At 42.2% G+C, this 13,031-nt stretch carries 14 protein-coding genes; 13 read left to right on the forward strand and 1 reads right to left on the reverse strand.

Annotated elements, in window-relative coordinates:
* Positions 1–38: 38 nt before the first annotated feature.
* The 13 genes from EO122_RS01315 to EO122_RS01375 all read left to right on the forward strand — a co-directional run bounded on the left by EO122_RS01315 (position 39) and on the right by EO122_RS01375 (position 11,947).
* Positions 39–827, forward strand: coding sequence for a xanthine dehydrogenase family protein subunit M (locus EO122_RS01315; protein ID WP_127009032.1), 789 nt, complete (start codon positions 39–41; stop codon positions 825–827).
* Entirely contained in the window at positions 818–1,273 is a 456-nt protein-coding gene (locus tag EO122_RS01320) for a (2Fe-2S)-binding protein (RefSeq protein ID WP_127009033.1), read from the forward strand. Before EO122_RS01315 ends, EO122_RS01320 begins: the two co-directional genes overlap by 10 nt.
* Positions 1,270–3,552, forward strand: a complete 2,283-nt coding sequence (locus EO122_RS01325) for a xanthine dehydrogenase family protein molybdopterin-binding subunit (RefSeq protein WP_127009034.1) — start codon at positions 1,270–1,272, stop codon at positions 3,550–3,552. The genes EO122_RS01320 and EO122_RS01325 overlap by 4 nt, the downstream gene beginning before the upstream one ends.
* A 30-nt stretch (positions 3,553–3,582) precedes the next feature.
* The gene (gene yqeC / locus EO122_RS01330; protein ID WP_127009035.1) at positions 3,583–4,338 is read left to right on the forward strand and encodes a selenium cofactor biosynthesis protein YqeC; all 756 of its coding nucleotides are present in this window, start codon (positions 3,583–3,585) and stop codon (positions 4,336–4,338) included.
* Positions 4,329–4,976 (forward strand): NTP transferase domain-containing protein, encoded by a 648-nt coding sequence (locus tag EO122_RS01335; protein ID WP_127009036.1) that lies wholly within the window; start codon positions 4,329–4,331, stop codon positions 4,974–4,976. The genes yqeC and EO122_RS01335 overlap by 10 nt, the downstream gene beginning before the upstream one ends.
* Complete coding sequence (gene yqeB, locus EO122_RS01340) at positions 4,951–5,772, forward strand: selenium-dependent molybdenum cofactor biosynthesis protein YqeB (protein ID WP_127009085.1); 822 nt, start codon at positions 4,951–4,953, stop codon at positions 5,770–5,772. Before EO122_RS01335 ends, yqeB begins: the two co-directional genes overlap by 26 nt.
* Complete coding sequence (locus EO122_RS01345; protein ID WP_127009086.1) at positions 5,756–6,484, forward strand: XdhC family protein; 729 nt, start codon at positions 5,756–5,758, stop codon at positions 6,482–6,484. Before yqeB ends, EO122_RS01345 begins: the two co-directional genes overlap by 17 nt.
* The gene (locus tag EO122_RS01350) at positions 6,474–6,788 is read left to right on the forward strand and encodes an XdhC family protein (protein WP_127009037.1); all 315 of its coding nucleotides are present in this window, start codon (positions 6,474–6,476) and stop codon (positions 6,786–6,788) included. Before EO122_RS01345 ends, EO122_RS01350 begins: the two co-directional genes overlap by 11 nt.
* A 101-nt stretch (positions 6,789–6,889) precedes the next feature.
* Complete coding sequence (gene cdaA, locus EO122_RS01355; RefSeq protein WP_127009038.1) at positions 6,890–7,717, forward strand: diadenylate cyclase CdaA; 828 nt, start codon at positions 6,890–6,892, stop codon at positions 7,715–7,717.
* Positions 7,714–8,643: a YbbR-like domain-containing protein gene (locus tag EO122_RS01360; protein WP_127009039.1), complete on the forward strand. Its 930-nt coding sequence runs from the start codon at positions 7,714–7,716 to the stop codon at positions 8,641–8,643. Before cdaA ends, EO122_RS01360 begins: the two co-directional genes overlap by 4 nt.
* A 9-nt stretch (positions 8,644–8,652) precedes the next feature.
* Entirely contained in the window at positions 8,653–10,266 is a 1,614-nt protein-coding gene (locus tag EO122_RS01365) for an NAD(P)/FAD-dependent oxidoreductase (RefSeq protein WP_127009040.1), read from the forward strand.
* On the forward strand, positions 10,259–11,605 hold the full coding sequence (gene glmM / locus EO122_RS01370; protein ID WP_126937656.1) for a phosphoglucosamine mutase: 1,347 nt from the start codon (positions 10,259–10,261) through the stop codon (positions 11,603–11,605). Before EO122_RS01365 ends, glmM begins: the two co-directional genes overlap by 8 nt.
* Complete coding sequence (locus tag EO122_RS01375) at positions 11,606–11,947, forward strand: hypothetical protein (protein ID WP_127009041.1); 342 nt, start codon at positions 11,606–11,608, stop codon at positions 11,945–11,947.
* Between the two features lie 81 nt (positions 11,948–12,028).
* Here the strand turns inward: EO122_RS01375 and EO122_RS01380 are convergent, their stop codons facing one another.
* Positions 12,029–12,964, reverse strand: coding sequence for a hypothetical protein (locus EO122_RS01380; RefSeq protein ID WP_127009042.1), 936 nt, complete (start codon positions 12,962–12,964; stop codon positions 12,029–12,031).
* Positions 12,965–13,031 lie beyond the last annotated feature (67 nt).

Consider the following 13,031-nt stretch of genomic DNA (forward strand, 5'->3'; position numbering starts at 1 on the left):
TATTAGGTAAGAATATATTGAAATTAGGAGGTATGGCTATGCTCATGTTTACGCAAGTGCAACAACCCAGTAGTTTAGAAGAAGCACATGCTTTAATGATAAAACAAAAAATGGCACCTGTATTGGCTGGTGGTTGTTGGACACGATTGGGAAACCGCAAGTGGCCGATGGTCATTGATCTTTCAGGATTGGGGCTCCGATATATAGAAGAGGACGATGCGGAATTTCGTATTGGGGCGATGGCTACACAGCGAGATGTAGAGGTGTATGAGCCGTTTCAAACATTTGCGAATGGAGCATTTCCAAAGGCTGTGAAAGATATTTTAGGTGTTCAATTTAGAAATATGGCGACTATGGGAGGATCTGTAGCGGCACGCTTTGGATTTTCTGATATCATTCCTCTGTTATTAGCCCTACAAGCAGAGGTGCGATTGTTCGAAGGCGGACGTATGTCAGTAGAAGCATACTTATCGTATGGAAAACGAGATTTGCTCATCGAAATTATTGTGCCTAAACAAGATGTGCCAGTGGCGATCGAAGCACTTAGAAAATCTACTTCTGATTTCCCGTATCTAACAGGATCAGCACGACGTGATGACAGTGGTTATTCTGTTTATATTGGTTGTCGTCCAGGGAAACCAATACGAGCCATAACCGCTTGTAATATATTGAATGAAAAGGGGATGGATGCACTAGAAGAAGCCACTGAGGCTATTGAAGGTGACGTAGCGTTCCAAAGTAATTCTCATGCAAGTGCAGAGTATCGCTTAAGCATGGCAAAGAATATGTTTAAGCGTTTAGTTAAAGAGGTAGACACATGGAAATAATGTTACAAATTAATGGCACAAAGCGTAAGGTATATATTGAAACAGATGAAACCTTATTGGAAACATTACGCAATTTAGGCTTTTATAGTGTACGTTGTGGCTGCGATACGACGAATTGTGGTCTTTGCACAGTGTGGTTAGATGGAGAGCCTATCTTATCCTGTGCGTATCCGACTTTCAGAGTACCAGGCCATGAGATTACCACCCTCGAAGGTGTGGCAGAGGAGGCCGCAAAGCTAGCAGATTGTTTAGCAGAAGAAGGGGCCGATCAATGTGGGTACTGTACAACGGGAATGATGATGAGTGCCATTGCCTTAGGTCGTAAACATCCGAATGCAACAGATGAAGAAATTCGAGCCTATTTAAATAATAATTTATGCCGTTGTACTGGCTATGAATCACATATGCGAGGCATTCGTAAATATTTAGGGGGCCTATCCATATGAAACATTTAGGTAAAAGTTATAAGAAAAAGGATTCTGCTACAATTTTAAGTGGGAAAGCAGCCTACACAGAAGATTTCATACCTGCTAATGCGTTATGTATTAAAATATTGCGAAGTCCACACGCCTTTGCAAAGATTGTCGATATTAATATTGATGCGGCCATGAAAGTACCAGGTGTAGAGGCTATCTATACCTATAAAGATGTACCTAAGACTCGCTTTACTTTGGCAGGACAAAGTTATCCTGAGCCATCTGCGTACGATATGTTGATTTTAGATCAAATTGTGCGGTATGTAGGTGATGAAGTAGCGCTTGTGGTTGCTGTAGATGAACGAACTGCATTAAAGGCAATGCCATTAATTAAAGTAAAGTATGAAGTATATGAGCCTGTGCTAGATATTCATACAGCTATCGATCATCCTAGCGTGATTCATCCTGAGGAAGATTTACACTATAATTTCCCGGTAGGGGGAGATCCGAAACGAAATATTGCTTGTTCTTATAGTCATGTGGTGGGCGATGTAGAAGCGGAATTAGCTAAGTGTGATTACGTAGTAGAAGAGTCCTATTTTGACCAAGCGACATTGCAATCCGCTATGGAATCATTTAGAACGTTCTGTACGATCGATCAATTTAATCGATTAGTGATTACTAGTTCTACACAAGTACCATTCCATATTCGACGTCATGCAGCACGAGCTCTAGGTATTTCTGCGTCACAAATTCGAGTGATTAAACCTCGGATTGGCGGAGGCTTTGGGTCCAAACAAACAGGTTGTACAGAATTGTTTTCTGCCTTCGTCACATGGACATTAAAAAAGCCTTCTTACATCGTTTATGATCGTCATGAGGCTAACAACTGTTCTACTAGCCGTCATGCTAGGGACTGGAAAGTGCGTGTGGGGGCTACCAAAGATGGCATCATTCAGGTGATTGATATGGTGGCTGTGTCAGATGCAGGGGCTCATGGAACACATGCGCTGACAACATTTACTGCAGGAGAACATAAGTCCTTACCACTTTACAATAAGACAAAAGCAATTCGCTATGAATCGAATATTGTATATACGAATCATATGCCAGGGGGTGCTTTCCGTGGGTATGGTGCTACAGAAGCGTTATGGCCACTAGAATGTGCAATCACTAAATTGGCTAAGAAGATGGATGTGGACGAGATTGAGTTGCGTTTGAAAAACTTAATTGAAGTAGGCGAAACGGCACAATCCTATGACCCAGGTGAAGTATTGGAATCTGGCTTACTAAAAGAAGCGGTTCAGCGTGCAAAGGAAATGGCGAAGTGGGATGAACGTCCTAAATCCTGGAAAATTGATGAGCGGTATAGAGGTGGCTTAGGAGTAGCCTTTGCCTTCCAAGGGTCAGGGGTCGCCAATGTTGACTCTGCTTCCGTAGAGATACGTATGCTAGATGATGGTAGTTATATGCTCTTTACAGGTTCCACTGATATGGGACAAGGTTCGAATACAGCACTGGCACAAATTGCCTGTGAGACATTGGGGTGTCCTATGGATATGATGGTGGTGTACGAAGCCGATACAGATGTGGTACCCTTTGATCCAGGCTCGTACGCATCCAGTACAACGTATGTAACAGGAACAGCGACTAAATTGGCAGCAGAAGATTTGAAGCAAAAAATTGTGGCAGAGTTTGCTCGCATTCTAGAAGTGGATGAAGCTTTGCTTACCTTTGATGGGGAACGCGCGTGGACAGAGGATGGTGCACATTCGATGACCACCGCAGAACTGGCGCCTAAACTTGTATGCGGCGCATCAGGTCATTACTTAAGTGGCATGGCAACGTGGGGCAGCCATACATCACCACCGCCTTTCATGGTTGGCATTGCAGAAGTGAAAGTAGATACAGAAACAGGTAAAGTGACACCAGAACATTTCTATGCAGTTGTTGACTGCGGTACGGTTGTGAATCGTAATTTGGCAACGGTGCAAACAGAAGGTGGCGTTGTACAAGGGATTGGTATGGCCTTGTATGAAGAGATTCGCTATTCCTCTCGAGGTGTGTTAGAGACCAACAACTTCATGCATTACAAATTGCCTACACGGCTTGATACGGGTCGCATCCATGTAGATTTTGTAGAATCTTATGAACCTTCTGGTGCCTATGGCATTAAATCGATTGGTGAAGTTGTTATCAATACATCTTGTCCGGCTATACAAGGTGCTATACTGAATGCTACAGGGGCAGAAGTGACCACATTACCAATGATTCCAGAACGTGTCTATGTAGCATTACAGGAGAAATAAACCGATTCGGGGAAAGATAAGGAGTGCTATATGAAAGAAGAACTCTTTTGGGAGTGCTTAGCAGGGCCAGGTATTATTTCCGTCGTAGGAGCCGGTGGCAAAACAACAGTAGTATCTCAACTAGCTAACTATGGAGTGTGTCACCATATTTCTACGATGGTGAGCACTACCACTAAAATGGGTTCTTTGCAAGTGAAGCCTTGGGAACCCTATTATGGAGATGATTTCTTACTGGGCAGTGCCTATGTACAAAAACAGATAGAAGAGAAGCGCATTGGTGCTTGGTTCAGAAGTTTAGCAGGTCATAAGGTGGTAGGATTGGAACCTAGGACGGTGGACGAGTTACATAGAGCGCACCCAGATTGGATGATTGTCCTAGAAGCAGATGGGGCCAAGAAAAAGTGGATCAAAGCGCCAAAATCACATGAACCAGTCATTCCTGAGCTAACGCGGATGACGATAGGCGTTGTGAATTTGCGAGCCTTGGGAGCTCCTATTACAGAAGATGTTGTACATCGTATAGAAGAGGTGTGTCGTATTATCGATGGGACACCAGGAGAGACAATTCGGCCAGGGCATCTTGTAACACTCATAGAACATGAGCAAGGGCTCTTTCAATATAGTCGTGGCTATAAAGTCATAGTTTGTACTGGCTATGACCAAAGTGATGCGGTACTAGTGGAACAGTTTTTAAGGATATTAAAACGAGTCCCACTGCAGTATGTACTCTTAGTCGATGGGTATAGAGAGACGTTTCGTATACAGCAGGTGTTACCATGGTCCTAGGTTGTGTGGTATTGGCAGCAGGATTGTCTAGGCGGATGGGACGGCCTAAACAATGGTTGCCTTATGAAGGGCAAACACTGTTGGAGAGAGCGTTAGCTACCTATGCAGTCATGGACCCACTGGCTGTTGTAGTACCGAACAAGATGGAACTTACGGCTTCGCAAGAGACTGTGATTCCCGTGTATAATGTACATCCAGAGTGGGGACAAGGACACTCTATACGATTGGGGGTAGAGACCTTATTACAATGGGAACAACGTGAGGGTAAGAAGCTTTCAGGCATATTATGTGGTGTCATCGATCAACCTTTATTAGATGTGCAGGTCATACATGCAGTATGTAGAGCCTTTGAAAGCTTTCAGTCAGATAGGATCATTCTGCAACCGCAGTATGGTCCCCAGCAAGAGCGAGGAAATCCAGTTTTATTTGGACGATATTGGGCAGATGCGTTGTGCCAGATTCCTGAAGATCAGGGAGGACGCATCATCTTGCGAGGAGAGGGAGCCCCCTATGTAAGGCATATTTGGGTAGAACCAGATAGAATTTGGCATAGTGGTGTAGATATTGATACAGAAGAAGACTATGAGCGGATAGTACGCAAAGGAGGATATGATGAAACCAATCGTTCTCATCCGTAGTGGTGGAGATATAGCATCAGGGATTATCTATCGGTTATGGCGAGCAGGATATCCTGTTGTGGTCAATGAAATTGCGATCCCTACTATGATTCGAAGAGAAGTATCCTATGGAAATGCAGTGCATCGTGGTGAAATGATTCTAGACAGATTGCGGTCACGACATGTATTGTTACAACATGTACAGGACTTACTCAGTACACGAGAGGCCATCCCTGTTGTGACAGAACCCTATGCAGAGGTGTTGAAGACGATACAGCCTAGTATAGTGGTGGATGCTATATTAGCGAAACGCAATGTAGGTACAGCGCAAGATGATGCACAGCTAGTCATTGGATGTGGACCTGGATTTTCTGCGCCCAAAGATGTGCATGTGGTGATAGAAACGATGCGGGGGCATAGTTTAGGTCGCTGCATATATGAAGGAGCTGCTATAGCGAATACGGGAGTTCCTGGTAATGTGGGTGGATATACTCATGAGCGTGTGATACATTCACCTGCAGAAGGCTTATTTGTAGCGAATTGTCATATTGGAGATGTAGTAGAAGCTGGATCTGTCATCGGGCATGTAGATACAGTACCCATCAAATCTAAAATTCGAGGCATATTACGAGGCATTTTGGCCTCGAACATATTAGTCTCAAAAGGGGTCAAACTAGCAGATGTAGATGCTAGATGTGAGGAAAACCATTGCTTTACGATTTCAGATAAAGCATTAGCTATTGGAGGTGGAGTAATGGAAGCCATCACAAGCTGGGAATTTGGACAAACACAGGAGTTATATAGTGAATGTAATTGATGTAATATACGAACGTATGGGGAATCATGAACCATCTGTCATTGTCACTGTTTTATCAGGGGCAAGACAGGGGGATAAAGTAGTTTATAGCGAGACTGGTGATATTCTATATGGGACGGCTATTGAAGGGTTTACTATGCCTGAAAGAATACAACCACAATTATTTTCTATTGCACAAATGGAATGCTTTTTGCAACCTGTAGAAAGAGCTCCTGAAATTTTAATTTTAGGGGCCGGTCATGTGAGCCGTTGCGTGGCGGATCAATTTCTCTTCATTGGGTGCGGGGTCACAGTCGTGGATGATCGAAAAGAGTATTTAAAATCAGAGTTTTTCGATTCACGAGTACAACGGATTCATCTAGATTTTAAGGAATTACAGGAGCGATTATCCTTAGATTCTTACACGGGGATTGTGGTGGTTACAAGAGCTCATGAATTCGATAGTGTCTGTCTACACCAGGTTCGTCATGTATTACCAACGTATGTGGGCGTTATGGGTAGCCATAAGCGCATTCATCATGCCTTTGAAGTATTGCGACAAGAAGGTTGGACGGATATGGAAGTAAATCAACTATATGGTCCTATCGGTCTTGATATAGGTGCACAAACTCCAGAAGAAATTGCACTATCCATTGTCAGTGAATATGTAGCAGTGGAACGACATCGAAAAGGACAATTTTTATCAGCGAAGAGGTATCAGGATGAAGTATGAGTTTGTAGAATATTTAAAGAAACATACATCGACACCATTAGCAGTGACAACGATTTTACATACACAAGGATCCACGCCTCGTAAAGCAGGCACTACGATGATTGTCCACACAGATGGATCTATTTTTGGGACTATTGGCGGAGGGCGCGCAGAAAACGAAATTCGATTGAGCGCTCTTGATGCGATGGAGCAGAAAGAATCATTTCGTCGTATCTATGTGGATCTTAATGATGATGTAGCAGTTAAAGAAGGCATGGTATGTGGTGGGAATATGGATGTGTTAATTGAAACCTACCATATATAAGACATAGGTTTACTAGAAAAAAATACCGATATAGGATACAATAAAAGGGTACATGTATGAGCATGTACCCTTATTTTGTATAAGAAAGGATAGGGATATCTATGCCATTTCAACTACAAACGACGTTAGAAACATTGCGTTTTTTAGACATAGTAGATATTGTATTTGTAGCTGTTTTATTTTATTACCTCTATCGACTGGTTAAAAATACAAGAGCGTTAGGCCTTGTGAAAGGTCTTGTTGTTCTTGTGGGGATTAACATCGTGGCGCACTTCATCGGTCTGCATGCCATCAGTTGGATTTTACAACAGAGTGTTGCAGTTTTGATGATTGCATTGCCCATCGTATTCCAGCCAGAATTACGTAGATTATTAGAACAATTAGGGAATGGAGGAGGCTTTTTCTCCACTCGATCGAAAATCTCTAAAGAGGAATTGACTTCTATTGTGAAAGAAGTAGTCATTGCTTGTCGCAGTATGTCCCGTCGTAAAATTGGAGCTCTGATGGTATTTGAACGACGTATGAAATTAGATGTGTTGTCCATGCAAGGAACTCGAATTGATGGTCTTGTGACAAGTGAACTATTGATGAATATATTTTATCCTAAATCACCCCTTCATGATGGGGCTGTCATCATTCGAAATGGCCGCATTGAAACGGCAGCTAGCTTGCTACCTGTGAGCCAAAACCGAGATGTCAGTAAAGAATTAGGAACACGACATCGTTCTGCATTGGGGCAAAGCGAAGAAAGTGATGCTTTAGTCGTTGTTGTCAGCGAAGAAACTGGTCAGATTTCCTATGCCTTAGGAGGACAAATCCACCGTGGTGTCACAGAAGATACATTGCGCACCATTATGTTGTCGTTGTTAGAACCAACACCAAGTGCTGTGAGTTCGTTACTTAAAATAAAGCGAGGTGAAGGTAAATGATGCAATGGATCTTGAGTTGGAAAAAGAATTGGGGTATTAAAATTCTTTGCCTAATTAGTGCGATTATCGTCTGGCTTTATGTCATGCGGGATCAAAATCCGGTCATTGAAGTAGCCTATACGGTACCGGTACAAGTGCAAAACTTAGATCAGAACTATTTGGTAGAAGGTATTCCTAAAGAAGTGCGTGTTCGTTTACATGGACCTCGAAATGCGATTTTAGATATTAACCCTAATATTTTAAAAGCTTATGTAAATATGAAAGATGCTCGACTAGGACAAGACAATGTGAGCATTCAATTTACTCCGCCTACAGGAACGTATATCGATAGTATGACTCCAGAAAATGTGACAGTTACTGTTGATGAATATATGGTAAAAGAATTACAGGTACAGATGCAGCCATTAGGCATGGTGCCGAATGATATTGCCATTAAAGATGTGAAAATTATACCTACCACCGTGACAATTGCAGGACCTGCACATCAAGTATCGAAAGCAGCGTATGCAGTCATCCGAACCAATTTAGATAAGCACCGTGAAAGCTTTACAGAAGTAGGCGATATTTTAGCGGTTGATACAGCGGGCAACATTGTAGAAGGGGTAACAATTACACCAAAATCTGCACAAGTCCAATATGAATTGGAACGAATTCGGATGGATAAAAAGGTGCCAATACAAGCGAATTTAGTAGGAACTGTACCGGCTGGATATATTGTGAAACGAGTTGATATGGAGCCAAAAGAATTGACCATAACAGGGAAAGAATCCTTATTGAATGCCATTGATGGAGTTAAAACGATAGATATTAACGTTAATGGTGCTACCGGTAATTTTTCAGGTAATTATAGTTTAGTACTACCAGACGGTGTGACGACTAGTACAGATAGAGTAGTTGTCAAAGTTGAGATTACACCACAAATGTAGGAGAGATATATGTTACGTATCATTAATTTTCGTATACCCGTACAAGAGGCAGAGCGATTAGAAGAATTAATTGTAAAAAAATATAGCCCTTTGCGGGGGCAAATCAAGACGATCCATGTGGTACGTCGAGCTGTAGATGCACGCAAAAAGCCGAATATTACCTTCGTGTATACATTGTTTTTAGAAGTGCAGAATGAAAATCAAGTATTTAAAAAGTTAAGTCGCCATAAAGATATTACGTTGATGGAACCAGAAATTCCTGAGCCCATACAGCTAGGGACAGAACCGATGCAACATAGACCTGTTGTGATAGGCTTTGGCCCAGCCGGTATGTTAGCTGCCTTTTATTTAGCACGAGAGGGGTATCGTCCCATCGTGCTGGAACGTGGACAAGATGTAGATCAACGTACATTAGATGTAGAAGCCTTTTGGAAACAAGGGATCTTTAAACCGGAATCTAATGTACAATTTGGTGAAGGTGGAGCAGGCACATTTTCTGATGGAAAATTGACAACCCGTGTCACACATCCACGCTTGCATGAAATTGCTACATATTTTGTTGAATTTGGTGCACCTGAAGAGATTTTGTATAAGCATAAACCACATGTAGGTACAGATATTTTGCGGCACATGGTAAAAGCGATGCGCCAACAAATTATTGATTGGGGCGGAGAGGTTCGCTTTGGTGCACATGTGACAGATATTATGACAAAGAACAATCGTATTACAGGAATGACGATCAATGGTACAGAATCGTTGCCAGCAGATATTGTATTATGTGGTATCGGACATAGTGCTCGTGATACGTATCGTATGCTCTATGACAGAGGCGTACAGATGGAAGGTAAATCCTTTGCCATCGGAGTTCGAATTGAACATGATCAAGATGTGATTGACACTTCACAATATGGAGTACATTCCGCCGATATCGGTTTAGGAGCTGCGGAATATTCACTGGTCTACCATGATAAAGAGAAGGATAGATCTTGTTATAGCTTTTGTATGTGTCCAGGTGGACAAGTAGTGGCTAGTGCCTCAGAAGAGGGCGGTGTTGTGACAAATGGTATGAGCTTATATGCTCGTGATAGTGGCATTGCAAATAGTGCCTTAGTAGTCACAGTGGGGCCAAGAGACTTTGGTACACATCCATTAGCGGGTATTGATTTCCAACGAGAGTGGGAAGAAAAGGCTTTCATCTTGGGGGGACGCAACTATTATGCACCGATACAGACAGTGGGTCATTTTTTAGGACGCACTACTGATAATCATGTACAGCGTGAACACTATAGTTATGAGCCTGGTGTGACGCCAGCGGATATACGAGAGTGTCTACCTACTTTCGTAACAGATACATTAGCAGATGCATTGCCATACTTTGGTCGTCGTATTCATGGATTTGATGGGGATCAAGTGTGCATGACGGGTGTGGAAACTAGAACGTCTGCACCGCTTCGCTTGCTTCGTGATGAAGACAGAGTCTCTCTATCGACAGAAGGATTCTACCCTATTGGAGAGGGGGCCGGATATGCAGGCGGTATCATGAGTGCTGCCTTGGATGGCGCAGAAACAGCCATATTAATTATGAATCGATACAGCCCTTTGAAAGGAGAAAATCATGAGTAGATTGTTTGGGACCGATGGTGTACGCGGATTGGTGAATGAATTCTTAACTCCAGAACTGGCCTATCATTTAGGTCGTGCGGCAGCATCCTATTTTGGGCAATCCATAGAGCGTCCAGTATTTTTGATTGGTCGAGATACACGTATTTCTGGAGGTATGCTTGAAAGTGCGTTAGCCTCTGGTATTTGCGCAGTTGGTGGCGATGTGATTGTTTTAGGAGAAGCTCCGACACCGGCTATTGCCTATTTAGTGCGACAAAAAGAATGTACAGCTGGTGTGGTGATTTCTGCTTCGCACAATCCATATCCAGATAATGGTATTAAATTCTTTGATGGAAACGGATTTAAATTGCCAGATGCAGTAGAAGATGAAATCGAAGAATTATGTAAATCCAGTGCCGATGATTGCTTGCCACGCCCTACAAAAGGAGATATTGGAACTATCCAATACCACCAAGAATGGGTACAAGAATATGTGGATTTTGTGGTATCTACTAGCGCTTCTTTAGAAGGACTTAAGGTAGTTTATGATGGTGCACATGGAGCAGCTTCTTATGTGGGACCAACGATCCTTCGTCAATTAGGGGCAGAGGTCATTGCCATCAATGTAGAGCCAAATGGAACAAACATTAATGATAATGCTGGGTCCACACACTTAGAAGGGCTACAAGCAGCGGTGCTTCGTGAGGGGGCTCATGTTGGTATCGCCAACGATGGCGATGCAGATCGTTGTTTGATGGTTGATGAAAAAGGACAAGTCTTAGATGGGGACCAAATTATGTTGCTCTGTGGCTTGCATTTACAAGAGCAGGGCAAGTTGAAAGACAATATGATTGTTGGTACAGTGATGAGTAATATTGGCTTTCACAAAGCAGCAGAAGAGCTGGGTATGAAGACATGTTCTACGGCTGTGGGTGATCGCTATGTATTAGAAAAAATGTTAGCAGAGGGATATTCCATTGGTGGAGAACAATCTGGTCATGTGATCTTCTTGGACTATAATAGTACTGGTGACGGGTTATTAACAGCTGTACAAACATTGTCCATTATGAAAGAAAAAGGAAAATCTTTATCTGAATTAGCCGGTTTGATGACGAAGTATCCTCAATTATTAGTCAATGTACGAGTATTGACTAAGGCTGGTTGGGAAACGAATACAGCCATTCAAGATGCCATTCGTGAAGCGGAAGAAGAGTTAGGTAGCAATGGTCGTATTTTAGTGCGCCCATCTGGTACAGAGCCTCTAATCCGTGTCATGGCAGAAGGTCCTGATCAAGAACAATTAGATGAATTATGCCATCGGATTGGTGATGTAATCCGCATCGAACAAGGAGAAGCATAAATGTTTCGACTCATTACAGATGAAGAGACCTATGAACAAGGGACTTGGTCAGATGTAGAAAACGTACTACATCAAATTGTGGCAGATGAACGTATATTTTTCAGTTTGTTTTGGGACTCCCCAAAAGAAAACTGCCACTTTGTCCAAGCCATTATGGATGAAGACCACCCGGATCAATTGAATCTGGAAATTGCCTTAGATAAAGATGGGTATAACTATATGTATGTGAAAAAGTATGTGACTATACCATGGTGTATGGATACATTGCAAACCATGTACGTAGATAATCACTTACCGGATATGAGTGTCTGGGAGTTTGTGGGACCCTTTCCACAACAATAGATATAGAAAGAGGACAGTTGCGAATGTAGCAACTGTCCTCTGTTGTTTAGCTTTGTAACATACGTGGCTAAGAATATGTGATTATTGTGTAATTGGTGCTTGTAATAGTTGGCTACCACTTTCTAAGCCTACTGGTGTAGGGCTTACTAAGTATAAACAGAGCACAATGAGTACAGTAAGACCAATGATTAACCAAGAAAACTTACCATTTTTGCTAAATTGATAGATACCAGATAGACGAACACCAAAAGCACAGCCTACGGCGGCAATGAGTGATGCTAGAGAAAATTGGTTTTCTACTACGAATAATACCATCGTACCGGCAAAGGCACCGATGACAGTAAACATAGGAACCATTCTTTCAAAAGGAGATGAGAAATTTCGTTTAACTCCATAAATATAGGAAGAAATTTCTAATCCTAAGGCCCCTAACAATATGGAAAAGGATGGCCAAATGGCAGTCCAAGATTCACGCATAGCAGATCGTTTCTTGCCCGCATAATAGGCGAACCATGTAAGACCTAACATAGCGATTCCCACAAATAGAAAAAACCATTGCTCTGGAATATAGCGATAATTTAATACCCCCACAATCGTTCCTAAGATGGAAAGGGTGGAAGAAATATAAATTTGCTTTAAGGTAGGACGTTCTTCCTTAGGGATACGTTTATATAGAGCGGCCCCTAACTCCAAGATGAAGAAGAAAATGAATAGACCAATCGATAGATGTGGAGAGACTAAGCTAAGTCCAAATGGAATGAGTAAAGGTATGATTAATTTCCAACCTGGGAAAAATGTTAAATCCTTAAAATCTAGTCGTACATCTTGTGTTTCAAGGGTAAATGTATTGTACAATGTGAACGTCAGCATAAATGAGATGACTTCCACAGGGGTAGCACCCCAATATAATAGGGTTGGCACTACTAGGAATGACATAGCAATCCCTGAGAAGCGAGCAATTAATGCGGATAGAATACCTAATGCAAAGTAAGGTAATAAAGCGATAATATAATCCATAATAGACTCCTTTTAATGATATATATTGTTTCTTTTAGTATACGTTACTTTGCGGGTCAGGGCAAGG

It is taken from the genome of Veillonella sp. CHU110 (assembly GCF_003992255.1).
Classification (GTDB): Bacteria; Bacillota; Negativicutes; order Veillonellales; family Veillonellaceae; genus F0422.